Genomic DNA, 24,164 nt, shown 5'->3' with positions numbered 1-24,164 from the left:
CTTGCTCCGCATAGAGGAAACAATGAAAATTTTGAACCGTTTGTTATACACGCTCGCCGTGACGACCTTGGTTTTGCCGGGCACCGCTGGTGCACAGGGTACGGAAAAATTCACTTATGATGGTCCTGTCATTACCGTCCGCCTGTCGCACTCTGCACCCGCCACCTTTCCTACGATTAAGTCGACGCTAGATCCTTGGGTCAAGATGGTTGAGCAGGAAAGTAACGGAAAGATCCGCGTCGAGAAATACTACGGCGGCGTATTGCATAGCGCAAAGGATGGCTTTAAAGCAGCGGTGAACGACATTACGGATTTTACGCCGGCATACACGATGTATCAGGCTGGCAGTTTTCAGCTACATCATGTGCTGGGTTTACCGTTCGCCTTTCCGAATGCTGCAGTAGCGTCCCGTGTGGCTGAAGAACTTTATCCCAAGTACTTCAAGAAGGAATATGAAGCAATGGGAGTCTATCTGGCCAACTACAGCGTGACTGGCGCATATAACCTTTTCACCCGAAAGCCGGTACGAACGCTCGAAGATGTTAAGGGAATGAAGATTCGTGCTTCTGGAGGGTCAGGGACAACAATGGTCAAAGCACTTGGCGCGGTTCCCGTGAGTACTCCAGCGACGGAGTCGTACGCAGCCTTTCAGCGGGGCATGGTGGATGGTGTTGCTTTCTACGATACCGGTGCCATTGGTTACAGGGTACATGAGGTCAGCAAGTATATGACGGACCTGAAGCTCAATAACAGTCCTCTTGCCTATGCATTCAACAAAAAGAGCTTCGACAGCTATCCGCCCGAGGTCAAGCGTTTTATGTACCGAATGCTGCGTCGGCTTAACCAGATGAGCGGCAATGAGTTCGACAGGTACGATTCACTATCGAGAAAAACTATCGAGGAAAGTGGCGTCAAGGTTATACACCCGTCACCTGAAGAATTAGAGAGGTGGAAGAAAGCGGTAGAACCGATGTGGGAAGACTTCATCCGTGAGAACGAAGCCAAAGGGCTGCCGGCACGCCAGCTCGTTTCCGACTTGCGGTCTCTTACGCGCAAATATTCGACCTGGACACCGGAGCAACTCATGCAAGCTGCGATTGACGATCCCGTCAAGGGAATTATCGACGGCATGTAAGCCTGATCGGGCAAATACTCATTCCAGTAAAGCACCAGTCGTTGCTCTTCAATGCGTCATGTTTACAAACCGATCAGCTTCACGGCTGCTTTTGCAGTCGAAAATTTAACCAACCAGGAGACATCTTCTATGGCACGTATTCCGTACTTTGATCTTGACAAGGCGTCACCGGAACTCGCATCCATCATCAAGGGCCGTTTACCTCTCAACATCTATCGCATGGTTGCACATGGCGGCAATACGGCGGTTGGATTTCTCGCCTTGGGAAGTGCAATTCTTAACAAGTCCGATATCGAACCGAAACTACGCGAGCTGGTGATTCTTCGTGTAGGAGCAATCAGCAATGCGAGTTATGAAGTATTCCAGCATCGTAGGGTGGCGAGCAAGACCGGCGTCTCCGCGGAAAAGATCGAGGCAGTACTCGCCAATCCGGAGAAACCGGTTGACTCGACCCTGTTCACGGATCTGGAGCAGTTGGTGCTGCGCTTTACCGACGCGGTCGTCCGCGAGGTTAAAGCCCCGGAACAGTTGTTCAATGATGTCGCCGCGCGGTTGCCGCATCAACAGCTGGTGGAACTGATGATGACGATTGGGTTTTACATGCTCGTAAGCCGGTTGCTGGAAAATCTTGAGGTAGACATCGAAGAGACGCCACCGCACTGAACGCAATATCCGTCGCCGGCGTGATGCGCAGGGTATGGCCAGCCGGCAGCAAGAGTGAGTTACTCAAAAGGCAAAATAATGAATCAGACAGATAACGAAATTCCCGCTCGTGGCCTTACCGCGGTCGATCCGCTTCGCCACGTGTTTGAAGAGGCCTTGGGCATGGCGCCGTCCCGCAACCGCATGGAAGGCCGGGCGATTCTTGTCGTAGGCGCCGGCCAACGTCCATTGGAAGGAGAGGAACGGCCTCCGCTCGGAAACGGACGTGCAATTTCGCTGATTTGCGCCCGCGAAGGTGCGTCCGTTGCCTGTGCTGACGTCAACGTTCGGGCGGTCGAAGAAACTATCGAGTTAGTCAAGAAGACGGGTAGTCGTGCAATGCAAGTTCTGGTAGACGTGTCGGACCCTGACGCGATTGAGCGTGCCGTCAAGGAAGCTGCGGACGGCCTTGGACATCTTGACGGGATGGTGCTTAATGTGGGGATCGGCGGCCCATCCGGGCTCGCTAACCAGACTGCCGACGCATGGGATGCAGCGCTCGCCGTCAATCTGCGTAGCCACATGCTGGCGTGCAAATATGCGCTGCCCCTGATGAAGCCTGGCAGCTCTATCGTCTTTGTCTCTTCTACAGCAAGCATGCGACCGGGAACGCGAATTCCTTCGTACGACGCGTCGAAGGCAGCGCTCGCCGCATTATGCAGGCATGTCGCCCTTGAGGGAGAGAACCTGGGGATTCGCGCCAACGTCATCGCTCCCGGGCCGATCGACACGCCGTTAGGCCGAGAAGCAAGCCGCGCTCGTCCCGCACGTAGCGCGCAGCGCCTGCCCTTTGGTCGCGAGGGAACGGCGTGGGAAGTTGCTTATACAACGTTGTTTCTGCTATCCCACGAATCCTCGTTTATCAACGCGCAAGTCATTGTCGCCGATGGGGGCATCACCGGGCTACAGCTACGATGATTTGTTCGATGCGCAAGAGCCCGCAATGACCAGGTCAATGGATTTAGTGATATGACGCGGGGGCACCTGAGGACCGACGCGGAGGCGTTCAAGCAGCAACTCGGCTGCCGTGCGCGCATGCGCGTCGATGTCCAGACGCAGCATCGTGAGCGGCGGATTGGCAAATCCAACCGAGTCGGCGGTGCCAATGGCGATGACGGACATGTCTGCCGGGATCGCCAGCCCCTGTTCGTAGACAGCGCGGGTGGCATCGGACAGAACGTGCGTGCTAAGGCCGATAATGGCAGTTGGACGCCTGGGCTTCGAAAGCAACGCTTTCATGTCGTCGTACGAGGAGGTCAGGCGCGGGTTTGCGCCGATGATCAGTTTGGGATCGATCTTTCGTCCCGCGGCCTGGTAGGCCTCTTTGTAGCCTGCTATGCGCTCACGCCCCGGGCGGATTTCGGTACCAGGCGTAAGCAACACAATTCGCTCATGGCCCAAGGAAAAAAGATATTCGACAGCATGACGGATGCCGTTTCGGTGGTCGAGCAAAACCGTGTCATACCGGCTGCCCATGTCGCGGTCGATGATAACCACCGGGATCTTGCATCGGGCAAAAGTCTCTTCCGATTCCGATCGTCCTTCGTTGACTGTCGTGGCGATGATGCCGTCCATGCCGCGGCTTTCAAACAGCTTGATCAGTTCCCGTTCACGGGCGAGCAGGCCGCGGGTGCTGCCGAGCAGCAGCATGTAACCATCTTCCTGCAGCCGCGCTTCCAGCCCCGACACGTAAGAGGCATAAAGCGGGTTCGAGATATCCGGAACCAGGCAGCCGATGGTCTTGCTGGTGCCCATGCGCAGGCCGCGCGCATTGGCGTTTGGGTGATAGCCGAGTTGTTCTACTGCGCGCAGCACCCGTGCCGACAGGTCTGCGCTGACATATCCGTTGCCGTTGAGGACGCGCGAAACGCTGCCAATGGAGACGCCGGCCGCCGCGGCGACTTCCCTTACCGACACTTTTTGCAGGACTGAATTGCTCTTGTTTATTTTCATGGGTTATGGCTCCGCGGGGAATCATACCGTAGGACGGGCGGAACAAGCCGAATTTCGACAGCAGTTTACTGGTATTCAACGCCAGTCATTTATTACGGGAGACGTATATGAACACACATTCACAAGGTCAGGCACAAGCGTTTTCATCGGCTCTTGGAGATGGCCCCGGCCGAGGGCGACTGGATGGGCGCAGGATTCTGGTGGTCGGTGCGGGTCAACGCCAGTGCGACGATAGCGAGGCGGTCGGAAACGGGCGCGCGATAAGCCTGTTGTTCGCACGCGAAGGCGCGGCAGTGGCCTGCGCCGATCGGGATTTCGATTCAGGGCAGGAAACGGTAGAGCGAATTACGTCATACGGAGGCAGAGGGTATTTTGTTGCATGCGACGCGACCGATGAATCGCAGGTCCAGAACATGGTGGAAAATGCAGCGGCTGCATTGGGCGGCCTCGACGGTGTCGTCATTAATATCGGCATCAGTAATGGTCTTGGCCTGCACAACCAGACAGAGGCATCCTGGGACCAAGTGCTGTCAATCAATCTAAAGGCCCATATGTTCGTTGCCAAACATGCCATGACTTCATTGAAAGATGGCGGTTCGCTGGTCTTCATTTCCTCTCTCGCCTCCAGGCTGCCATTGAGTCGACAGCCGGCCTATGAAGCATCGAAGGCAGCGCTCCCGGCGCTTTGCCGAGCCGCCGCGCTGGAAGGCCAACCCCGGGGCATCCGCGCCAACGTGGTATCGCCCGGCTTGATTGATACGCCGATGGGGCGGGCCGCCAGTGCCAGACGGCCTGACCGTGCCACCAGACCGCTGCCATTTCAACGACAAGGCACGGCATGGGAGGTTGCGCATGCGGCATTGTTCCTGATCTCTCAGGATGCTTCCTACATCAATGGACATGACCTGATTGTGGATGGTGGCCTGCTATCGGGCATTGCGAGGTAGGTTGCACGAAGAGGCATGACGCGCTTCAGGCCAGGGTGGTCAACCGTGACGTCATGCACGAGGTCGCCTCCCGAGGTCGAAAATTGGGTTCTGGTGCAAATAATCGGTTTCGCTAGACTGGTTTGGATGAGTTGTTCAGGCGACGACACATCGAGCAGGAGATCATCATTCGTTGTGTCCGATTAAAGCTGCCGCATGGCTGCTGCCGTCGGCGTCCACTGATAGAGCCAGGTTTCACTCAAGGGTGCTCCTCCCACTGTCATGTAGGCGCGCAAGTCGATCGGTGCGCCGCTGTCGTCGGCTGGCCTGAGGTCGAACATCACCCGATAACCCTGGATATCGTCCAGTGGACGTGCCGAACTAAGCTCCACAATGCCGCGGGAGGCGCTAATGACGGGTAGGACTTTCGCATCCTTACCCAGCAGTTTGAGGTTGCCGCCAACGAAGTCGATCACGAACCGCCATGAAAAATAGTTGCGCTTCTGTCCTATCACGCCGCCAATACCGGTGCGTGTCGCAGCCACGGTTGCCAGCTGCTGTGACACGGGAATATTGCGTCCCCAGTGCATCCTGTAGGAGTACAGGTATTCCTGTCCCCGCTGCGGCTTATCGGCGGGATTCCAGAAACAAACGATGTTATCGAAGGTCTCGTCGACAGTCGGAATCTCGACAAGCTGAATTGATCCTTTGCCCCAGTCCGACTTCGGTTCTATCCACAAGCTGGGGCGCTTTTCATAAAATACTCCATCATCCTGATAGTGGTCGAAATTGCGGTCACGCTGAAGCAGGCCAAAGCCGCGTGGACTTTCATCCTGATAGGCGTTGAAGCGCAGTTGCGCAGGATTGGTCAGTGGCCTCCAGATCCATTCGCCATTTCCGCGCAACATCGACAAGCCGTCGGAATCATGGATCTCAGGCCGCCAGTCGTTGGCCGCGGCGATATGGCGATCGTTTTCGCCATACTGAAACATGCTGGTCAGCGGCGCGACGCCGAGCCGCTCGATGGTCGTGCGTGGATATAACGCGACGTCCACATCCATCACGAAGGAAGCGCCCGGTTCCATTTCGAATCGATAGGCGCCCGCAACGCTCGGCGAATCGAGCAGCGCGTACACCACCAGGCGGTTGGAATTGTTTTGCGGGCGCTCCAGCCAGAACTTGGTGAACATCGGAAATTCTTCAGGACGTTCCATGCCGCAGTCGATCGCCAGGCCCCTTGCCGACAAGCCATACTGCCAGTCGGAGCCGACTGCGCGAAAATAACTCGCGCCGAGAAACGCAGTGACATCGCGCGACAGATCTGTGTGGAAGTTGATCCTGAAGCCAGCAAAACCAAGATCTGCCGGTAGCTTGCGCGGATGCAGACCGCTCTTGCCGTAGTTGAACATTTCCGGGTCATAGGCGATTTCCCTGGCCTGGCCGTTCACCACTTCATGGATATGCACGGGGGATTTAAAGAATAGGCCCCGATGAAAAAACTTAGCCTGAAACATTGAAGCTTCGTTCGCCCACAACGCATGATCCGACCGGTACTGGATCATCTGATATTGGTCCCAGTCGAGCTTGTCCACCTCATCCGGCAACTGGCTGGACGGTGCCTGGTAGGCCGTCGCAGCCATCTGGCGCGCTTGCCCTTTTAGCCACGCATAATCAAATGCCTGCGTGTGGCCGATGTATTTGAGCGCTCGCGGTGCAGTGGCCATGGCAAACAGCGGCGAAGAATGAATACCAGTCCCTGCAAGGGCAACAGCATTTCTCAAAAAACCGCGTCTATCCATAAAACTCCTTTTTAAGGTCGTTATCCTTGCCGCGACCGGCGAAGTTTATCAGCACTGGGTCAACTCTCGGTGTACGTCCTCCCAAGCTTTGATATCGATTAATGGCTTGCAAGCACTGTGAAGCGGATTGCAGCGAGACGTACTGAATAAGAGTAGGGTGTAATTTATTCGGATGATGGGTTAATTGCACAAGAAAAAGCAATCTAAAAAGATATCGGTTTCCTTGTTTCAATTACTGAGTCTTATCATTTCATTTACAGATATTTCTAAAATGCCCGGCCGATATGTAAGATTATTTTACATTCATCGATTCCGGAGCCTTCTACCAACTCATGCGGCTTACAGAAATCGGCAAGCGTCATGGCCCCAGCCAGCCGTCTTGGACAGTTGGCGGAGGGTCGGTACTCATGTTGCCCTACGAACATCGTCTTCCCAAGGATATCGATCTCTTCGTTCCTGACCCACAATATCTCGGATACGTCACGCCCCGCCTCTTCGATGTCGCGGCCTCTAAGTCGGGGTGAAACTGCTCTAGTGAGCGCGGCGTGCTGCCTGATGCTGCGCGTTAAGCAAATAGCATTAGCAGCGAGTCCCAGAGGCGCGCAAAAAATCCGGCTTCCTTGACATCTTCGAGCGCGACCAGCGGCAGTTCTGTCAGCGGTTTGCCGTCGTAGCTTACTTTGACAGTGCCAACCTTGGTGCCTTTGGCAATGGGAGCGACCAGCTTGTCCTGCAACACAACGTCAGTCTTGATCTTACTGCCGGCACCCTTGCCAAGGGTTTCAAAACGATCGGCGCCAAAGCCAGCCTTGAAAGACTTTTGGTCGCTCTTCCATACAGCCGGCGTCACTAACTGCTGGCCATCGGTGGCAACTTTGACACTCTCAAAGTTGGAATATGCCCATCCGAGTAGCTTCACGCTTTCGTCGGCACGTAGCCGCGGCGACGCAGTGCCGGTCACCACGGTAATGATCCGTTGATCGCCGTTGCGCTTGGCCGATGCGATCAGGTTGTAGCCAGACCCGTTCACATAGCCGGTCTTCATGCCATCGACGGTTGGATCGCGATACAGCAGCAGGTTGCGGTTACCCTGCTTGATATTGTTGTAAGTGAATTCCTTGATCGAATAGATCTTATAGTCTTCAGGGAAGTCGCGGATTAGGCGCGCGGCCAGCAACGCCAAATCTTCCGCGGTCGAGTAATGCTCGGGATGGGGCAAACCGGACGCATTCATGAAGTGGCTTCCCTTCATGCCGAGCTCCTGTGCTTTTTTATTCATCATCGCCGCGAACGTTTCTTCGCTGCCGGCGATCGTTTCAGCTAGCTGAACGGCTGCGTCATTGCCGGACTGGATAATCAGTCCATAGGTCAGGTCCTTGATCGACACCGGCACCTTCGGGTCGATGAACATTTTAGAAGATGATTTGTCAACGCGATATGCATTGAGCGATACATTTGCCATCTGATCCCAATCCAGGCGCTCGTCGCGTATTGCCTCGAATACCAGATATGCGGTCATCACCTTAGTCAGTGAGGCAGGGATGATGCGTAGTCCGGCGTCCTGGGAAGCCAACGTCTTGCCGGTATTGGCGTCAAGAACAGTCCAGCTTCGTGCGGCGGCGACAGGCGCTGGAACGGTTTGTGCGACAGCAGGTAAGGCTCCTGCCAGAATGGCACCGGAGACGAAGGCGCGGGCAATGATAGAAATAGTAGGCTTTAGCATGTAAAACAGTCAAAAGAGAATGGAGGTCTGCCGGCAGCGGCAACGCAAGCCTCTGGCAAGCGGCGATGCATCTATCTACAAATACGGCATTTAAAATGAATACTTCGTGCAATTCCTGCAAAGAACGACAGTGTTATACACCTGCGGTGCGGACGCGGTGTACAGTGACTTTTAAATGAACTATCACCGGTTAGACATCATTATCGGGAACCACCGTCTGCATACAAAGTACTCTAATAGCAGCTTTGCAAGTAGACATGCAGGAGGCGCATCGCGTCCGTAGCCAGCGTTTGCGTGCCGAAACGCGCGGGGGGCATACTTCATGGGCGGTATATTGATTGGCGAGGACCAGTCCAACGCCGCAGGAAACCGGTAGATTGTTACGGTCGTATGTCAGCGCCATTGTGTCATCCTTTTTATCCGTCATATATCAATGCGTAAGCGCTCCCATCTTACTGCAGTAGTAAAGAAAAGAAGGACTATAACGTGCGTTCGGGAACGACTATACATACGTTACATTAGGCGAGGCTTAACGGCCATATGCAACCTGTTCGGTGATTGCCTGCTAGTCAAGGTGTTGTCGGCTATATGATGCGTCGTCCTCCGGTCATGTGGCCTAATCTCGGGCAACACAGATCGTGACCGATTGCGTGGAGAAGCGCTTTCGGATGGAGCTACGTCGGTTGATTAGCGTTGTCCTGCGATGGTCTTGAAGCGGTCATAACCGTCGATAGCGCCACCGATGCCACGGTGTTCCCTACCTTTGTCAATCATGTTCTGATACCAACCTTGCGACCGGGCGATGTCGTGGTAATGGATAACTTAAGCGCGCAAAGTCGCCGGTACTGAGCAAGCCATTGAAGGTGCTGGCGCCATCTTAATGTATCCGCTACCTTACTCGTCAGAGCTGTCGCCTATTGAAAACTGCTGGTCCAAGCTTAAAACCAAACTAAGAAGTGCAAAGGCAAGAACCCGGCAGGCCCTTGATGAAGCCTTGGCTGCGGCGATCGACTCAATCAGTGACGCTGATGCTCAAGGCTGGTTTAAACATTGTGACTATCTCCTACATCGACATGAAATTCGCTCTAATGTCTCCACATGTTCGGAACTAAATGCGCCATCTAAGCAGTTGACAGATATTTGTCAACTGCTTAACCCACATAGGCTGGACCTTTTGAGAAAATAGAAATCTGGCGATTCCCGGTAACTCAAACCCGTTCCGAATGAACACACATCATGGTTAAACCATCGTAACTAGAACGGATAATGCCGCGCTGTAGTCTGCACTGTCATCCATCGCAGGTCGGTGAATTCAGCAATGCCGGCCTTGCCGCCGAAGCGCCCCATGCCGCTACCCTTGACGCCGCCGAACGGCATTTGCGCCTCATCATGCACCGTCGGGCCATTGATGTGACAGATGCCGGATTCGATGCGCTTTGCAACGTTCATCGCACGTGCAATATCGGTGCCAAACACCGCCGATGAAAGGCCGAATTCATTGTCGTTGGCGCAGCTCACTGCCTCTTCCACACCATCGACGCGCACGATGCCCTTGACCGGACCGAACGATTCCTCATGGTAGATCTTCATGTCGCGAGTGACATGATCCAGCAGCGTGGCGGGCATCAAGGTGGAATCGGCGCGCCCGCCGCAGAGCAGCTTCGCGCCTTTCGACAGCGCATCATCGATGAGCTCATTGCATCGATGGACGGTGCTCATGTCGACCACTGAACCGAGTACCACAGGTCCCTTGCGCGGGTCGCCCAGGGGCAACTGTTTTGCCTTGGCGGCCAGCCGTTCAGTGAAGGCGTCGGCGATCTTGCGGTCGACGATGATGCGTTCGGTGGACATACAGATCTGCCCCGAGTTGGCAAAGGAACCGAAGGCAGCTGCATTGACTGCCGCGTCAAGATCAGCATCATCCAGAACGATGAATGGCGCCTTGCCACCAAGTTCCAGCACGGCCGGCTTCAGATATTTTGCACAGTATGCGGCGATGATCTTGCCTACGCGCGTCGAGCCAGTGAAGTTCACGCGGCGCACGGCGGGATGGGCGATCATTGCTTCGACGACCGCCGATGCGTCTTGCGGCGCATTGGTCACGAAATTGACGACGCCAGGCGGCAAGCCGGCTTCCTGCATGGCCTCGATAATCAGCCCGTGGGTGGCAGGGCACAGCTCGGAACCTTTCATCACCACGGTATTGCCGCAGGCAAGCGGCATGGCGATGGCCCGTACACCCAGGATGATCGGAGCATTCCAGGGCGCCATGCCCAATACCACGCCCGCCGGCTGCCGTACGCCCATCGCGAGGCTGCCAGGTACGTCCGACGGAATGATTTCGCCACTGATCTGCGTTGTCATCGATGCGGCCTCGAGCAACATGCCGGCTGCCAGATGCACATTGAATCCAGACCACATTGCCGAGCCGCCTGTCTCTGCAGCCACTGCGGCAGCAAACGCCTCTCCCTTGGATTCGAGGGCATGCGCGGCTTTCATCAGCAATGTCCGGCGTTCGCCCGGCCCCATCGCGGCCCAGGCAGGAAAGGCCTTCGCCGCAGCATCGACTGCGGCAGTGGCGTCCTCGACGCTGGCGGCGGGTGCAGTGGTGGCAACGCTGCCGTCCAGCGGATTGCGACGTTCGAATTGCGCGCCATTACGGGCAGGAACGCGCTCGCCATTGATCAGCATGGAAATAGTGCTCATTATCGATTCCCAATCAAGTTGAATTGTGAGTAAAACCCAGCCAAGGCTAGAAGAGCGCCTGGCTGGTTTGGCCATTTGTTTGTCCTATTGCTTCTCTACAGCCCCAAATACGACTTCCTGATTCGCTCACCCTGGAGCAGTTCTTGTCCGGAACCTTCCGCCACGACCTGACCCTGCTCCAGGATATAGGCGTGATCGCAGACGGAAAGCGCCTGCCGTACATTCTGCTCCACCAGCAAAACGCCGGTGCCCTGGTCGCAGATCTGCCTCAAGATACGGAACAATTCGACGACCATCTTTGGCGCCAGGCCGAGTGACGGTTCATCCAGCAGCATGCACTTGGGCTTGCCCATCATTGCCCGACCCACCGCCACCATTTGCTGTTCGCCCCCGCTCATGGTGCCAGCCAGCTGCTGGCGCCGCTCGGCAAGACGCGGAAACAGCGCCAGAACTTCGTTCATCAGGCGACGCCGCTCGGCGGAAGGCAGCAGATAACCGCCAAGCTCCAGGTTTTCCTCGACCGTCATCTGTGCAAACAGATGACGTCCTTCCGGCACCAGCACCAGGCCGCTAGAGACGCGCCTGGATACGTTGAAGGACTCGACCGAATTGCCGGCGAGCGCAACCCCGCCTTGCCCGAGGGGCAGGATGCCGGACAGCGCCCGCATCAGGGTTGTCTTGCCGGCGCCGTTCGGCCCAACGATCACTGTCAGCTTGCCTTGCAGTACCTGGATGTTGATGTTACGGATGATTTCTAGAGGGCCGTAGCCTGCGGACAAGCGTTTTGCTTCAAGCAGTACATTCATGGCTGTGCTCATTCCACCACCTCATCGCCCAGATAGGCACTGATGACCTTGGGATTGGCGGCGATCTCGGCCGGGGTGCCATCGGCCAGCAGCTGGCCGAAGTTCAACACCGCGACACGGTCGACCGTCTTCATCAGGGTGCGCACCGCATGTTCAATCCAGACCACGGTCAAGCCATAACTATCGTGCAAGTGCCTGATCAGCCTTGCCACGTCTTCGACTTCGCCTTCAGTCAACCCGGCTGCCACCTCGTCCAGCAGCAGCAGGCGCGGAGCGGTCACCAGGGCCATGGCGATCTCCAGCTGGCGTTGACGGGCCGGCGGCAATGCACCGGCGACCTCGCTGCGCAGGGTAGCCAGATGCGTTTCTCCAATCACCTTGTCCACCAGGCTCACATCGCCGCCCTGGTTACCGAACAGGAAGGCAAAGCGTACGTTTTCCAGCACCGTCATGTCGCCGAAGATGCGCGGCGTCTGGAAGGTGCGTGCCACGCCGGCGCGGCAGAAGGCATCCGGGCTCCGGCCCTGAAGCTCACGGCCATCGATACGCACTGTGCCCGAAGTCGGCACATGGACTCCGCTGATGGCATGGAAGAACGTGGTCTTCCCAGCCCCGTTGGGACCAATGACTCCGACGAATTCGCCCTGTTTGACTTCCATGGTGACGTCGGCGAGCGCCTTCAGGCCACCGAACTGCATGCCCAATCCCTGCACCGAAAGCATGGATGTACTCATGCTGCCTCCTTGTGTCCTGCGACCAGACCGCCATCACTCCTGCGGAACAGGTTTTTCCATTTGATGCTGGCAATGCCGCCAGGGATGAACAGCACGCACACGATCAGCAGCACGCCAAGAATGACCAGATAGGCATGCGGAAAGTTCAGACGCAATGCATCCGACAGCAGGCTCAGACCGATTGCCGCGATCACCGGGCCACGCCAGGTGGTCGCGCCGCCGATCATGGCGATCAGCACGGTCTGAAAACCGATCAATGGACTGAAAGCGGAATGCGGATCGATGTAGGTCCATCGCACCGCCATGGCAGCCCCGACGGCGCCGGCGAACCAGGCGCTCAACGCGAAGCCGGCCAGCTTGGTAACACGCGTGTTGACGCCGAAGGTGGCGGCGCGCTGCTCGTCGGCACCGATGCCGCGCATCGCCATGCCCAGGCGCGACACCGACACCAGCTTGTAGGTGACGATGGCCAGCAGTGCCAGCACCAGCATAGTCCAGTACAGTATCTCGTTGGACGGGACTTCGGTCAGCACCCGGCCAACCGTGCCGAACACACTCTTTTCGGTATAGGTAATGGAGTGGCGTACCAACTCTCCAAGGCCGAACGTCAGTACCGCGAAGTAGGTGCCGCGCAGATGGAATACCGCAGCACTTACCAGCAAGGCGAACAGCGCCGACACTAGTCCACCCGCCGCGATTAGCAGCGGCCAGGGCAGGTGCTGCATTGCCATCGCGGTAGTGTAGGTTCCCAGGCCGAACAGCGCGGAGGTCGCCAACGACAGATAGCGCGTGGTGCCACTGAACATGGCCCAGCTCACCGCTAACGCGGAGTACATCATGCAGGTCATCGCCAGCGACAGCCAGAAGTCGGAGAAGACCCAGGGACCGGCAGCCAGGACAATACCTGCGAGGGCCACAAAGCTCATGAATTTTTTCATTTTGCGAACAGGCCTTTTGGTCGGGTCATCAGGATCAGAACGAAAATACCGTAGCTCAACAGCATCTTCAGCGAGGGGTTGGTGAAGTGGGTGCCGAAGCTTTCCACCAGACCGAGCAATATGGCGGCGGCAAAGCTGCCGCCGATGCTGCCGAGTCCACCCAGGGTGATAACGATCAGTGCCATGACGGTATAGGTCTCGCCAATGTTGGGGGACACCTCGTAGATCATGCTCAGGAGCGATCCGGCCAGTCCCGCCATGGCGATGCCGAGCGCGAACACAAACGGGTGCAGGCGCTGCGTGTCGATGCCGACCAGCCAGGCGCCCAGCGGCGACTGCAGCATGCCACGCACCGCCTTGCCGAGCAGCGTGCGTTGCAGCAGCATGATCAATCCGACGCTCGCCGCCACCGCCAGGAACAGCACCAGCAGTCTGTTCTGAGTAACGACCACGCCGGCATACTTGACCGGTTCGCTCATGAAGTCATAGCCGCGAATGTCGGCGCCCCAGATCAGGCTGGCGGCATTCTGCAGAATGAACATCAGGCCGAAGCCGATGATCAGGCTGCGTTCTTCCACCTGGTCCAGAGATTTGGAGGTCGCGGTCAGGCGCCTGAACACCAGTCGGTGCAGGAGCAGCCCGCCGGCAAAGCACAAGGCCACGATCACCGGCAGCCATAGCAGCGGGCTTGCACCTGTCAGCGTGTGCAGCGTGAAGGTGAGGAAGGCGCCGATCATCAGGAACTCGCCATGGGCGATGTTGAGGATGCGCATGAGGCCGTACTGCAGGTTCAGGCCAATGGCGATGACGGCATAAATGCCGCCGATCACCAGGCCGTTCACCGCCAGGTCGGCAAACAGGGAAAGATCCATTTTCTATACTCGAAAAGTGCTGCGGACTGCTATGAGCTGCGGCGAACTGCTACAGGCCGGTGGCTTACTTCCAGGCCGGCTTGGCCGTCACGAGCTTGGCTGTGGCGCGTGACGGCGGCCACACGACTTCGAATTCGCCACCCTGCCACTGTCCGACAGTGCCCGGAATGCTCGCATTCTCGCCGCGCTGGAAGCGGATCTTGCCCAGGATGGTGTCAAACTCGTTGCCTGCGATATGCTCGCGCAATGCCTTGCGATCGAGGCCGACCTTCTCAACCGCCTGCTGCAGAATCTGCAGGCCTGCCCATGCGTGGCCGCTGGCCCAGCGGTCCGGTTCCTTCTTCATCTGCGCAGCATGCGCATCGAAATAGGCCTTGGCAGCAGGTGTCACCTTCGGGTTCCATGAGCCCATGCCGAGCACGCCTTCCGCGTTGGCGGCGATGCGCTGCTTGTAGAGCGGGAATGCGGTGCCAACCGAGGCGTAGAAGAACTTCGGATTGAATTCGATCTCGCGCGCCTGTGTCGATGCCAGGATGGTGTCGGGCGGATAGGTAATGCCGATGAATGCGTCCGGATTGATGGTTTTGATGCTTTTGAGCACCGGCGACAAATCTTTCACGCCGAGCGGATAGCTTTTGCTTTCGACAATCTGAATGCCCTTTTCCTTCAGGGCGACCCGCAGCGATGCCATGTTCTCGATGCCAAACAGGTCATCCATATAGATCACCGCAGCGGTTTTGACGCCATTTGCGGCGAGCATGTCGGCGAGGGCGCCCATCATCTTGTCCGGCTGCTGCAGCAGCGAAAAGAAATACGGCAGCTGCATGTCGATCAGCTTGCGGGACAGCGCAGTCGGCGCCAGGAAGGGATAGCCGTAACGGTTGGCAAGTGGGGCGACCGCAAAGTTCATCGCCGAGCCCCAAGGCGGCAGAATCAAATCGACCTTGTCGCTGCCCATCAGTTTTTCGTAGGTACGTACAGCGGTTTCGATTTCGCTGCGGTCGTCGTAGGCAATGAGTTCGACCTTGCGCTTCTGGCCCTTGACTGACAGGCCACCGGCGGCATTGACCTGTTCGGCCCAGAGCAGGTAGTTCGGTTCCTGCGATACTTGCGCGCCCGGCGCATACGGGCCGGTACGCGACATGGTGTAGCCAACGCGAATCGGCTTGTCGGCCTGGGCAAAACTTACGGTGGGAACTGCAGCAGCGGCAGCAGCAGCGAGTGCGAGAGCAGCTGCGAGGGTTCTGCGTTTCAGATTGATAGGGTAGTTCATGTTGTCTCCGTTGTTGTGATGCTTTGTTGGTGCACGAATCTTTTGTTTTATTGCGGATGCTACGGCACAGCGCCTTTTCCGGCCGGAAAAGGACTATTCACATCGATATGCCGGCGGACCATCAGCGCCGGTGCCGATAAGCGACCGGCTTGTCAGGAAGCCAGACGCAGGATAGGAATCAGATTGTCTTCGCCGCTGTGTTCGGTGGCGTGCTTCAGGTTCAGCAAGGCAATTTGCCTGTGTTCTTCTGACAGCGCCGCCGCACGCGCACCTTGTCCGCGTCGCAGGGCATCGACCAGCATGTGATGCTGGCGGTGGGCGAACCGCATCAGTTCATCGCTATGTGCTTGCTTGGACTGGAACGGCAGCATGCCGCCGGCGGAAGCAAATGGAATACGGTCTATCGATGCCAGACATTGCTTGAGCACCTCATTGCCGCAGGCATCAACAATCAATTGATGAAAGCGGTTGTTCATCTCGAGGTAGGCGGCAATGGCTTCCATTTCCATCTTCTCGGCGGAGGTGATCCGGTCTCCTTCATCGAGACAGGACTGCAGTTCGTCACTGAGATTTCGCGCCATTCCCTGCTCCGCAAGCAGGCGGGCGGCCATTCCCTCCAGGTTGGCATGGACTGCGATGGCCTGGGAAACTTCGCGCGCTGTGTACTTGCGCACCACGTAACCGCCGCCCTGTACGCGCTGCACCAGGCCTTCCTGTTCCAGCATCAAAAGCGCGGAGCGCACCGGCGTGCGGGATGCTTGCAGTTTTTCCGACAACGTCGCTTCGACCAGGCGCTCGCCGGCGGCGAAGGCGCCCTTCATGATGAGGTCGCGGAGTTCGACTAACAGGCGGGCAGTCTGGGTGTCCATACGTTTATTGTCTCGGTTAATACATTCTTTAATGTCTATTAAAGTACACCAAGATTTATATAATGTATACCATGATGCTAAATTTAAGTAAAAATAGGCCGAAATGTGGGCGATATTCTCCGTACTGATGGGGTACGGTATACCAATGTGCTAGAAGTCACCATTTCCCCAAATGGGAATCGCCATGCCGTCGGCTATGCGCGACGAATATAAGCAGCAGCATGTCAAACATAGCCTGGACCTTATAGCCGGTGCGGATGTAGCAACGGCAAGCTTGTCAGCCGCGGGTGCCCGGAGCCTCAGCGATCCTGCGCAGTTCCTCGATCAGCTTTGCCGCGGGCCCTGGCAGCAGTCCTTCGCGGCGACGGAAAGCGGTCAGGGTACGTTCCGCATGTGCTCCCTCGATAGGCAGGGCGTCAATCAGACCTGCGTTGCGTTCGACTTCGTACATCGGTGCCGGCATCCAGCTAATAAAGCCGGCATTGATCACCAGGCTTTTGAGAACCACGATGGAACGGGTCTCGACAACGATGTTTGGCAGCCCCAGGCCATGCCATTCCGTTGCAGAGTCGCCGTGACAAGGCAGCCGCCAGGCGCTTCTTTCAGCGGCTGCTGGACGAGTATCCGAGTGGCCCACGCAAGATCGTCACTGACCAGCCTAGTGGTGGAAATTGCTTATTTCCACCACTAGGCTGTCATCTGCGTCTGCGAGGACTGGCCGATTGCCGCGCGCCTGAAAGTGGAAGGGGAGACGCCGATATGTTCCTTAAAGAAGCGCGAGAAATTGCTGGGCGCAGAAAACCCGAGATCGAAGGCGACGTCAGTAAGCGTCGCTTTGGGTGCGATTAGTCGCCGCATTGCTTCCTCCACGCGCAGCGCGCTCCAGAATACCTGGGGTGTGGTGTTAAGCTGCTCTTTGAAGAGCACAAAGAAATGCGCGCGCGACACGCCCACTTTTTCGGCGATTTCCTCGACGCCGATGCCGCCTCCAACGTGGTCGCGCATCAGAGAAATGGCAGTGCGCAGGCGGTGGTCGAGCAGCGGCGGCAACATCCGCACGCCGGCTGCCTCCTTGGAGCCGGTTGCCGCTGCAACTGAGGCATCGATCAGGCTTTCGGCTTCAGCATCGATCAGCGCACGGTTTCCGCTGTTTGTCATGAGAATGTTCAGCAGCCGCCAGCAGGCCTTGCGCAGGTTGTCGTCGATCGGGATGCGAGGACAAGGAAATAGAAAAGGGCGGCCGGTGGCCTTACGCCGCTCATTGAGCCAATCGCGGGAAATCATCAGCAGCAAGAACACCGCAGTGCCGTTCTGTTCCAGCAGCGCCATGTCGTGCAGCTGGTAGGCATTGGTCGCAACGCCGACATCCTCTGCGTAATGCACCATGGTATTGCCGACTTGGGCCTTGGCGCGGGCGCCGCCTAGCCAGAACGCCACCTGCGACTCTGTGTGCGAGTGCGCCACGAGACTGGTACGGGACTCCAGCACAATGGCCTGACCGAAGGGGCCTTCGTGAAAAGCGTATGCCTCTGACATGCTTGTCTCCTCCCACCGGTATTCGGCGTGTCGGTCGATTGTAACCACACTTTTTAGTGATATCAGCTATTCATGCGAAAGATATCAGACTCAGCGATAAGCCTTAAGACAGCTAGATAAGCCACGCGACCGGTCGATAAGCGCGTTTTGTCATCTCTTCCTACACTCGAATCCACCTGAACAGCGCCTTGGCAGCTTGCCCTGGCGGCAACATCATCGTGGAAGGATGAACTAATGCGAATTGCAAGTTATCGAGTGGACGGCCAACGTTTCGTCGGGCTGGTGTCGGCGGATCAGACAAAGGTGACGCCCTTGGCTTTGTCAAAGGAACAAGCCGAGCGCGGCGCATTGGCGATCATCGAAATAGTAGCGGCTGGAAAAATGTTGCCGGCAACGGACGGGCCAGAGATGGAAGTCTCGGCGATCAAACTTGAAGCACCGATTCCGTTGCCACGTCGCAACATCTGGTGCGTCGGCCGCAATTACCACGCGCATGCCAAAGAATTGCAGGCGTCGGTATTCAAGGGCAACGATGCCAATCCTGAGTCTTGGCCAATTGTTTTTACTAAAGTACCTGAATGCGTAGTTGGCCCATACGACGATGTCAGCCTGCCGGGCGCAGCAGTCTCGGAGCAGATTGATTACGAAGCGGAGCTGGCGGTGGTCATCGGCCGTGGTGGCAAGAACATTCAGCGCGCCGACGCGATGCAGCATGTGTTCGGCTATACCGCTGTCAACGACGTTACTGCCCGCGATGTGCAGATGCGCCATCAGCAATGGGACATGGGCAAGTCCTTCGATAATTTCTGCCCAATGGGTCCCTGGCTTGTGACTGCCGACGAACTCGACGGCACCCGAACCCGGGTGCGCTGTTGGGTCAATGGCGAGCTGCGCCAGGACGGTCCAACTGAAAACCTGATTTTCGACATCCCGACCCTGATTGAGACGGTCTCGCGCGGCATCACTCTGTATCCGGGCGACGTCATCGCCACCGGCACGCCGGCCGGCGTCGGCATGGGCTTGCAGCCGCCCCGGTTTCTCAAGTCCGGCGACGTGGTGCGCATCGAGATCGACGGCCTCGGCGCGATTGAAAACCGCTTTGTTTGATTCCGCCATCTAACAGGGGAAAACCATGGCGACGCAAATTATCACGAACCTGGCAGTCGAGGTAGAAGGCGAAGGAGCGGCTATCGTCTGCGTACATGGCCTAGGCGGCAGCAGCAATACCTGGACGCCCCTGCTGCCGGTGATGCAGGGTTACCGCGTGGTGCGCATTGACCTTCCGGGAAGCGGCCGTTCTGCCAATACCGACAGCGCTTTGAGCATCGCGCAAATGGTGGAGGCAGTGGCGACCGTATGCCAGCATCTGGGCATAGCCAGCGCCCACTTCATCGGCCACTCAATGGGGACGATCGTCTGCCAGCACCTTGCTACCCGGCACCCAAAACTGGTGCTAAGCCTGGCGCTGTTCGGCCCATTGACCTGCCCACCGGATGCAGCGCGACCCCATATCATTGCCCGCGCCGCCAAAGCGGGCAGCGGCGGCCTGCCGGCCATGCAGGAAATAGCCGATACCATCGTCGCGGCCGCCACCAGCCAGGAAACCCGAGCCGAGCAGCCGGCTGCCGTGGCGCTGGTCAGGGAAAGCGTCATGCGCCAGTCACCGCAGGGTTATGCGCAAAGTTGCCTGGCGTTGGCAAGCGCCCAATCTGCAGCCATTGAGCGCATCGAGGTGCCGACGTTGCTGGTAACCGGTGACCAGGACGGCGTGGCTCCCGTGAAGGCGGTTCAGGAAATGGCGGCGCGCATTCCGTCGAGTCGCATGGTGGTGCTTGCAGGATGCGGTCACTGGCCGACGTTCGAGAAGCCGGCCCATTGCGGAGCCGAACTCAATAGCTTCCTGCGCATGGCCGCATGAACACCTTATACCGAAAAACACTTTCAACGAATAAGCGACCCAATGACGACAACATTCTTTGAACGTATCGCTGTAGAAGTTGACGGCGAAGGCGAGCCGGTGGTGTGCATCCACGGCCTTGGTGGATCTTCCAACAATTGGACGCCAGTCGAGCATGCTCTGTCGGGGATGCGTCAGATCCGCATCGACATGCCCGGCAGTGCGCGTTCAGCGCGGGTAGAAGGGCCGCTGTCGATCGAACGGCTGGCCGAAAGCGTGATCGCCGTCTGCCGGCGCCTGGACATCACCGGTGCCCGTTTCCTTGGCCATTCGCTCGGCAGCATCGTCTGCTTCCAAGTGGCCGTGATGGAACCGCGGCTAGTGCGCAGCATGGCACTGTTTGGCCCGCTGCTGTGCCCGCCAGACGGCGCGCGCCCAAACATCCGCGCCCGCGCTGCTAAGGCACGCGAAGGCGGAGTCGCAGCAATGCAGGAGATTGCGGATGCCATCGTCGGTTCCGCATTGTCGGCCCGCACCAGGCGCGAGCGGCCAGTCACCGTGGCCATGGTACGTGAAAGCGTGATGCGCCAGGACCCGGACGGCTATGCACGAAGCTGCGAAGCACTGGCCGAGGCAGTTGCGCCGCCGGTAGAGCAAATCGGCTGCCCGACTCTGCTGGTCACCGGCGACGAGGACGTGGTCGCACCGCCGCAGTCGGTGCGCGCTATCGGTGAACGCATCGCCGGCAGCCGTACTGTCGTCTATCCGCAATGCGGGCACTGGACCACCTTTGAGCGGCCGGAGGAGTGCGTGCGTGACCTGAAAGAATTCCACGCTGGCCGTTTCTGAACAACAGCCGCGGGTAGCAGATAGCAGGCAGCAAAAAACACCGACAAGGAGACAAGCATGGCCAACGTACTGTTCACGAATGTCCGCATCTTCGACGGCAGCGGCACCCAGCCTTACCATGGCGAAGTGCTGGTCGAAGGCAAGCGCATCACCCGCATCGCCCGCAGCGCTCGCACCTTTCATCCAGGCGACGTTACCGTGATCGATGGCGCCGGCGCCTTTCTGATGCCGGGCATGACCGAGGCCCATACCCATTTCGCCTGGAACGACCAGCCTTCGCTGTCAGCGATCCAGATGATGCCGCCGGAAGAGCACATTCTCTGGTGCGTGCGAGTGGCCAAGCGTTACCTGGACATGGGCTGGACCTCCTGCGTCGGGGCAGCTACCGCCAAAGCCCGACTGGACGTGGTCCTGCGCAACACCATCGATGCCGGTGAATTTCCCGGGCCCCGCTACTTGGCTGCCAGCCAGGAAATCACCACCATCGGCGGCCTCGGTGATGAAACCCGGCCGCACCTGCCATATCCGGAGTTGAGCTTCGGCTGCGTGGCAACCGGCGCCGACGAGATGCGCAAGGTGGCGCGCACCTTCATCAAGTACGGCGTCGATTCGCTCAAGATCAATCTCTCCGGTGAGTACATCGCCGGCAGTTCGGCTGAATCCAGCCCGTTCACCGACCCCGAGATCGCAGCGCTGGTCGAAGAGGCGCGCCGTCACGGCAAGCGCGTAGCGGCTCACGCCCGTTCTTGCGAATCGATCAAGCAGTGCATTCGTCACGGCATTGAAGTTATCTACCACGCCAGCTTTACGGACGATGAAGCGTTGGACCTGTTGGAAGCCAACAAGCACCGCGTGTTCGTGGCGCCTGGGCTGGCCTGGCTAATCAACACCAGCTATAACGCCAGCGAGTACGGCATCACCCCGGAGGCCGCCAAGGCGATGGGCTACCACCGTGAGCTCGAACATGCGATCGAGTCGATGAAGAAGATCCACAAGCGCGGCGTACGCATCCTGCCGGGCGGCGACTATGGCTTTGCCTGGATCAAGCATGGCACCAATGCACGCGACCTGGAATACTTCGTCAAATACCTCGGCTTTTCCACCATGGAAGCGCTGATCTCGGCTACCAGGTACGGCGGCGAAATGATGATGCGCCCGCACGAACTTGGACAGGTCAAGGAGGGCTATCTGGCCGACATGCTTCTGATCGATGGTGATCCGTTGGCTGATATCCGCATACTGCAGGATCCGGAGCGCATCCTGGCGGTGATGAAGGATGGCGAGTTCCACAAAACACCGGCAATCCGCAACGCTCGCAGCACTTCCACCTCGCGTTGGGCGGCCTACGCATGATGCTCGCCCGCGCCCATATGCCGCGCACGTCAACGCTAGTGGTGACGGCGGTGATCGGCATCCCGCTGCTGGCACTGTCCATCTTGGCGCTGTCGACTCAGCCCAAGCTGTTCATTCTCTCGCTGCTCAATGGCCTGACGCTGGCTGCGCTGTACTTCCTGGTAGCGAGCGGCTTTACGTTGGTGTTCGGGTTGATGCGCAACGTCAATCTCGCGCACGGCTCGCTTTACCTGATGGGCGCTTATGTCGGCTACAGCGTCGGTGAGACCACTGGATCCTGGTTACTGGCAGTGGCGGCCGGCTTCCTGTTCGCGGCGCTGGCCGGCCTGCTCTTGCAGGTCTTTGTGCTGCGCCACATGGATGGACAAGACCTGCGCCAGACCATGGTTACCATCGGCATCTCGATCGTGCTGGCCGACATCTTCCTGTGGATCTGGGGTGGCGACACCTATCAATTCGACCCACCGGAGTGGACGCAATTTCCAGTGCCGCTGCCGATTATCAATGCCTATCCTGGCTATCGCTTGCTGGTGCTGCTGGCGGCGGTCGCGGTAGGGTTGGTACTGTGGTTGTTTCTCAACCGTACCCACATCGGCATGATGATTCGCGCCGGTGTCGACGACAAGCGAATGCTGTCGGCCAGCGGGGTCAACGTGCAGCGGATCTTTGCACTGACGTTTGCCATTGGCGCCGGTTTGGCGGGGGCTGCCGGCGTCATCGGTGGCACCGCGCTATCGATCGCGCCCGGTGAAGACACCCGCTATCTGCTGGCTTCTCTGATCGTCGTCATTGTCGGCGGCATGGGCAGCATCAGCGGCGCGGCGGTCGGCGCGCTGCTGATCGGCATCGCCGAAACGATGGGCATGGCCTACGCGCCGACCTACGGCGTGGTGTTCACCTTCGTCATCATGGTGGTGGTGCTGGCATTCCGTCCGCAAGGACTGATGGGGAAAAAAGCATGAGCGCGAACAAGTGGCGGCATGCCACCAGCACTGTCCCGGCGCCGCGGCATGACCGGGCCGCAGCATCCGCAGCAGCAAAGGGCAAAATTCGGCCGCACCTGAAGCTTGCTACGACACCGGCATCTGTGAAAACGCCATCAGCAACCTCATTGCGCAGAATGCAGGCACTTCGCTATGCGGTGGTGCTCGTCGCGCTCGTAGTCTATCCATGGGTGGCATCCTCCTTCTTCACCTTCCAGGTCGCCGGGCAGGCGCTGGTGCTGGGCATCATCGGCTTGTCGCTTGCCTTTCTGGCGGGCTACGGCGGCATGGTCAGCTTGTCGCAGATGACCGTGGCCGGCATTGCCGGCTATGCCGTGGCCATCTTTGGGCAGTCCGCAGTCAGTAACATCAGTCTGGGCTGGCCGTGGTGGCTGGGGGCGCTGACGGGCGTGGTGCTGGCGGTCGTCGTTGCCACCCTGATCGGCCTGATCTCGGTGCGCACCGACGGGATCTACACCATCATGATTACGCTAGCCATCGGCGTTGCGATGTTTTATCTGGCCCAGCAGAACCACACCGTGTTCAATGGCTTCCAGGGTTTTTCGCGCGTGACGGCACCGGTGATTGGCGGTATCAGCCTGCGTGACCCGGTTCCGTTCTTTTATGTGGCGCTGGCACTCGGACTAAGTGCCTATGCGGCGGTCAAGTATCTCGTGCGGGCGCCGTTCGGCATGGCGCTGCAGGGCGTGCGCGACAACGCCAGGCGGATGAGGGCGCTCGGCTTCGACGTGACGGCGCACCGTGTGGCGGCGCATGCCTTCTCCGGCCTGATCGCCGGCATCGGTGGCGTCCTGCTGGTCTGGTACAACGCCGGCATTTCACCAGGCACGATCGGTGCCGATGCCCTGATCAATATCCTGGTAGTGGCTGTGCTGGGGGGCATGCGTCATCCGATTGGGCCTTTCATCGGCGCCCTGGTATTCGTGCTGCTTCAGAACTTTGCGATTGACTTGATCGACCGTGAGCGCTTCAACCTTGTGATTGGCGGCGCTTTCTTGCTGATCGTGCTGTTTTCCCCTGATGGCCTGCTTGGATTGTGGCATCGGGCGCGTGGCTACCTTCACCCGGCCACTAAACGATAGGGTGAGT

The 24,164-nt window shown here is 58.1% G+C and carries 23 protein-coding genes and 1 pseudogene; 12 read left to right on the top strand and 12 right to left on the bottom strand.

Annotation, left to right across the window (positions count from 1 at the left end; genetic code table 11):
* Positions 1-22 precede the first annotated feature (22 nt).
* The 3 genes from ASE07_RS24320 (at position 23) to ASE07_RS24310 (ending at position 2,755) form a co-directional block, all read left to right on the top strand.
* Positions 23-1,135: a TRAP transporter substrate-binding protein gene (locus ASE07_RS24320; RefSeq protein ID WP_057293390.1), complete on the top strand. Its 1,113-nt coding sequence runs from the start codon at positions 23-25 to the stop codon at positions 1,133-1,135.
* 129 nt (positions 1,136-1,264) lie between these two features.
* Positions 1,265-1,798, top strand: a complete 534-nt coding sequence (locus ASE07_RS24315; RefSeq protein ID WP_057293389.1) for a carboxymuconolactone decarboxylase family protein — start codon at positions 1,265-1,267, stop codon at positions 1,796-1,798.
* 78 nt (positions 1,799-1,876) lie between these two features.
* A complete protein-coding gene (locus tag ASE07_RS24310) occupies positions 1,877-2,755 on the top strand; it encodes an SDR family NAD(P)-dependent oxidoreductase (protein ID WP_082584426.1) in 879 nt (292 codons plus the stop codon).
* Here ASE07_RS24310 and ASE07_RS24305 read toward each other — a convergent pair.
* The gene (locus ASE07_RS24305) at positions 2,747-3,790 is read right to left on the bottom strand and encodes a LacI family DNA-binding transcriptional regulator (protein ID WP_057293388.1); all 1,044 of its coding nucleotides are present in this window, start codon (positions 3,788-3,790) and stop codon (positions 2,747-2,749) included. The two genes, ASE07_RS24310 and ASE07_RS24305, sit on opposite strands and share 9 nt — an antisense overlap.
* Positions 3,791-3,897: 107 nt before the next feature.
* Between ASE07_RS24305 and ASE07_RS24300 the strand changes: the two genes are divergently transcribed.
* Entirely contained in the window at positions 3,898-4,737 is an 840-nt protein-coding gene (locus tag ASE07_RS24300; protein WP_057293387.1) for an SDR family NAD(P)-dependent oxidoreductase, read from the top strand.
* 182 nt (positions 4,738-4,919) lie between these two features.
* Here the strand turns inward: ASE07_RS24300 and ASE07_RS24295 are convergent, their stop codons facing one another.
* Together ASE07_RS24295 and ASE07_RS24290 are read right to left on the bottom strand one after the other, a co-directional pair.
* Positions 4,920-6,515 carry a glucan biosynthesis protein gene (locus tag ASE07_RS24295; RefSeq protein ID WP_057293386.1) on the bottom strand — a complete coding sequence of 532 codons (1,596 nt, stop codon included), beginning with the start codon at positions 6,513-6,515 and terminating at the stop codon, positions 4,920-4,922.
* Between the two features lie 565 nt (positions 6,516-7,080).
* Entirely contained in the window at positions 7,081-8,238 is a 1,158-nt protein-coding gene (locus ASE07_RS24290) for a D-alanyl-D-alanine carboxypeptidase family protein (protein WP_057293385.1), read from the bottom strand.
* A gap of 856 nt (positions 8,239-9,094) precedes the next feature.
* Between ASE07_RS24290 and ASE07_RS30970 the strand changes: the two genes are divergently transcribed.
* Positions 9,095-9,424 (top strand): transposase, encoded by a 330-nt coding sequence (locus tag ASE07_RS30970; RefSeq protein ID WP_442946128.1) that lies wholly within the window; start codon positions 9,095-9,097, stop codon positions 9,422-9,424.
* A gap of 68 nt (positions 9,425-9,492) precedes the next feature.
* Here ASE07_RS30970 and ASE07_RS24285 read toward each other — a convergent pair whose 3' ends face one another.
* From ASE07_RS24285 to ASE07_RS24250, 8 genes are all read right to left on the bottom strand, one after another.
* Entirely contained in the window at positions 9,493-10,944 is a 1,452-nt protein-coding gene (locus tag ASE07_RS24285; protein WP_057293384.1) for an aldehyde dehydrogenase, read from the bottom strand.
* A 95-nt stretch (positions 10,945-11,039) separates the two neighbouring features.
* The gene (locus ASE07_RS24280) at positions 11,040-11,750 is read right to left on the bottom strand and encodes an ABC transporter ATP-binding protein (protein ID WP_156396963.1); all 711 of its coding nucleotides are present in this window, start codon (positions 11,748-11,750) and stop codon (positions 11,040-11,042) included.
* Between the two features lie 8 nt (positions 11,751-11,758).
* A complete protein-coding gene (locus ASE07_RS24275) occupies positions 11,759-12,484 on the bottom strand; it encodes an ABC transporter ATP-binding protein (protein WP_057293382.1) in 726 nt (241 codons plus the stop codon).
* Positions 12,481-13,410 carry a branched-chain amino acid ABC transporter permease gene (locus ASE07_RS24270; protein ID WP_235548593.1) on the bottom strand — a complete coding sequence of 310 codons (930 nt, stop codon included), beginning with the start codon at positions 13,408-13,410 and terminating at the stop codon, positions 12,481-12,483. The genes ASE07_RS24275 and ASE07_RS24270 overlap by 4 nt, the downstream gene beginning before the upstream one ends.
* Positions 13,411-13,418: 8 nt before the next feature.
* Positions 13,419-14,294 carry a branched-chain amino acid ABC transporter permease gene (locus ASE07_RS24265; protein WP_057293380.1) on the bottom strand — a complete coding sequence of 292 codons (876 nt, stop codon included), beginning with the start codon at positions 14,292-14,294 and terminating at the stop codon, positions 13,419-13,421.
* Positions 14,295-14,358: 64 nt separating this feature from the next.
* A complete protein-coding gene (locus ASE07_RS24260; protein WP_057293379.1) occupies positions 14,359-15,567 on the bottom strand; it encodes an amino acid ABC transporter substrate-binding protein in 1,209 nt (402 codons plus the stop codon).
* Between the two features lie 152 nt (positions 15,568-15,719).
* Positions 15,720-16,436: a GntR family transcriptional regulator gene (locus tag ASE07_RS24255; RefSeq protein WP_057293378.1), complete on the bottom strand. Its 717-nt coding sequence runs from the start codon at positions 16,434-16,436 to the stop codon at positions 15,720-15,722.
* A 277-nt stretch (positions 16,437-16,713) separates the two neighbouring features.
* Positions 16,714-16,977 (bottom strand): LysR substrate-binding domain-containing protein, encoded by a 264-nt coding sequence (locus tag ASE07_RS24250; protein WP_442946127.1) that lies wholly within the window; start codon positions 16,975-16,977, stop codon positions 16,714-16,716.
* Positions 16,978-16,991: 14 nt separating this feature from the next.
* Here ASE07_RS24250 and ASE07_RS30050 point away from each other — a divergent pair.
* Positions 16,992-17,093: pseudogene (locus tag ASE07_RS30050) on the top strand (DDE-type integrase/transposase/recombinase); the annotation flags it as partial.
* Between the two features lie 30 nt (positions 17,094-17,123).
* Here the strand turns inward: ASE07_RS30050 and ASE07_RS24245 are convergent.
* Positions 17,124-17,972: an AraC family transcriptional regulator gene (locus tag ASE07_RS24245; RefSeq protein WP_057293376.1), complete on the bottom strand. Its 849-nt coding sequence runs from the start codon at positions 17,970-17,972 to the stop codon at positions 17,124-17,126.
* A gap of 234 nt (positions 17,973-18,206) precedes the next feature.
* On the opposite strand from ASE07_RS24245, the gene ASE07_RS24240 reads away from it, so the two are divergent.
* Genes ASE07_RS24240 through ASE07_RS24215 form a run of 6 tightly spaced genes read left to right on the top strand, consistent with a single transcriptional unit; the run spans position 18,207 to position 24,157 of the window.
* The gene (locus ASE07_RS24240) at positions 18,207-19,079 is read left to right on the top strand and encodes a fumarylacetoacetate hydrolase family protein (RefSeq protein ID WP_057293375.1); all 873 of its coding nucleotides are present in this window, start codon (positions 18,207-18,209) and stop codon (positions 19,077-19,079) included.
* A gap of 25 nt (positions 19,080-19,104) precedes the next feature.
* A complete protein-coding gene (locus ASE07_RS24235; RefSeq protein ID WP_057293374.1) occupies positions 19,105-19,890 on the top strand; it encodes an alpha/beta fold hydrolase in 786 nt (261 codons plus the stop codon).
* Positions 19,891-19,932: 42 nt separating this feature from the next.
* Entirely contained in the window at positions 19,933-20,718 is a 786-nt protein-coding gene (locus ASE07_RS24230) for an alpha/beta fold hydrolase (RefSeq protein ID WP_057293373.1), read from the top strand.
* A gap of 57 nt (positions 20,719-20,775) precedes the next feature.
* Complete coding sequence (locus ASE07_RS24225) at positions 20,776-22,071, top strand: metal-dependent hydrolase family protein (RefSeq protein ID WP_057293372.1); 1,296 nt, start codon at positions 20,776-20,778, stop codon at positions 22,069-22,071.
* Positions 22,068-23,033, top strand: coding sequence for a branched-chain amino acid ABC transporter permease (locus ASE07_RS24220; protein ID WP_057293371.1), 966 nt, complete (start codon positions 22,068-22,070; stop codon positions 23,031-23,033). The genes ASE07_RS24225 and ASE07_RS24220 overlap by 4 nt, the downstream gene beginning before the upstream one ends.
* On the top strand, positions 23,030-24,157 hold the full coding sequence (locus ASE07_RS24215; protein WP_082584425.1) for a branched-chain amino acid ABC transporter permease: 1,128 nt from the start codon (positions 23,030-23,032) through the stop codon (positions 24,155-24,157). The genes ASE07_RS24220 and ASE07_RS24215 overlap by 4 nt, the downstream gene beginning before the upstream one ends.
* The last annotated feature ends 7 nt before the right edge of the window (positions 24,158-24,164 follow it).

This window comes from Noviherbaspirillum sp. Root189, assembly GCF_001428545.1.
Classification (GTDB): Bacteria; Pseudomonadota; Gammaproteobacteria; order Burkholderiales; family Burkholderiaceae_D; genus Noviherbaspirillum.
This window is presented reverse-complemented; position numbering and strand designations above follow the sequence as displayed.

What these genes read in the sequence shown, in the direction of transcription:
- ASE07_RS24320 (WP_057293390.1), top strand. Translation starts at nt 23, where the DNA reads ATGAAAATTTTGAACCGTTTGTTATACACGCTCGCCGTGACGACCTTG.
- ASE07_RS24315 (WP_057293389.1), top strand. Translation starts at nt 1,265, where the DNA reads ATGGCACGTATTCCGTACTTTGATCTTGACAAGGCGTCACCGGAACTC.
- ASE07_RS24310 (WP_082584426.1), top strand. Translation starts at nt 1,877, where the DNA reads ATGAATCAGACAGATAACGAAATTCCCGCTCGTGGCCTTACCGCGGTC.
- ASE07_RS24305 (WP_057293388.1), bottom strand. Translation starts at nt 3,790, where the DNA reads ATGAAAATAAACAAGAGCAATTCAGTCCTGCAAAAAGTGTCGGTAAGG.
- ASE07_RS24300 (WP_057293387.1), top strand. Translation starts at nt 3,898, where the DNA reads ATGAACACACATTCACAAGGTCAGGCACAAGCGTTTTCATCGGCTCTT.
- ASE07_RS24295 (WP_057293386.1), bottom strand. Translation starts at nt 6,515, where the DNA reads ATGGATAGACGCGGTTTTTTGAGAAATGCTGTTGCCCTTGCAGGGACT.
- ASE07_RS24290 (WP_057293385.1), bottom strand. Translation starts at nt 8,238, where the DNA reads ATGCTAAAGCCTACTATTTCTATCATTGCCCGCGCCTTCGTCTCCGGT.
- ASE07_RS24285 (WP_057293384.1), bottom strand. Translation starts at nt 10,944, where the DNA reads ATGAGCACTATTTCCATGCTGATCAATGGCGAGCGCGTTCCTGCCCGT.
- ASE07_RS24280 (WP_156396963.1), bottom strand. Translation starts at nt 11,750, where the DNA reads ATGAATGTACTGCTTGAAGCAAAACGCTTGTCCGCAGGCTACGGCCCT.
- ASE07_RS24275 (WP_057293382.1), bottom strand. Translation starts at nt 12,484, where the DNA reads ATGAGTACATCCATGCTTTCGGTGCAGGGATTGGGCATGCAGTTCGGT.
- ASE07_RS24270 (WP_235548593.1), bottom strand. Translation starts at nt 13,410, where the DNA reads ATGAGCTTTGTGGCCCTCGCAGGTATTGTCCTGGCTGCCGGTCCCTGG.
- ASE07_RS24265 (WP_057293380.1), bottom strand. Translation starts at nt 14,294, where the DNA reads ATGGATCTTTCCCTGTTTGCCGACCTGGCGGTGAACGGCCTGGTGATC.
- ASE07_RS24260 (WP_057293379.1), bottom strand. Translation starts at nt 15,567, where the DNA reads ATGAACTACCCTATCAATCTGAAACGCAGAACCCTCGCAGCTGCTCTC.
- ASE07_RS24255 (WP_057293378.1), bottom strand. Translation starts at nt 16,436, where the DNA reads ATGGACACCCAGACTGCCCGCCTGTTAGTCGAACTCCGCGACCTCATC.
- ASE07_RS24245 (WP_057293376.1), bottom strand. Translation starts at nt 17,972, where the DNA reads ATGTCAGAGGCATACGCTTTTCACGAAGGCCCCTTCGGTCAGGCCATT.
- ASE07_RS24240 (WP_057293375.1), top strand. Translation starts at nt 18,207, where the DNA reads ATGCGAATTGCAAGTTATCGAGTGGACGGCCAACGTTTCGTCGGGCTG.
- ASE07_RS24235 (WP_057293374.1), top strand. Translation starts at nt 19,105, where the DNA reads ATGGCGACGCAAATTATCACGAACCTGGCAGTCGAGGTAGAAGGCGAA.
- ASE07_RS24230 (WP_057293373.1), top strand. Translation starts at nt 19,933, where the DNA reads ATGACGACAACATTCTTTGAACGTATCGCTGTAGAAGTTGACGGCGAA.
- ASE07_RS24225 (WP_057293372.1), top strand. Translation starts at nt 20,776, where the DNA reads ATGGCCAACGTACTGTTCACGAATGTCCGCATCTTCGACGGCAGCGGC.
- ASE07_RS24220 (WP_057293371.1), top strand. Translation starts at nt 22,068, where the DNA reads ATGATGCTCGCCCGCGCCCATATGCCGCGCACGTCAACGCTAGTGGTG.
- ASE07_RS24215 (WP_082584425.1), top strand. Translation starts at nt 23,030, where the DNA reads ATGAGCGCGAACAAGTGGCGGCATGCCACCAGCACTGTCCCGGCGCCG.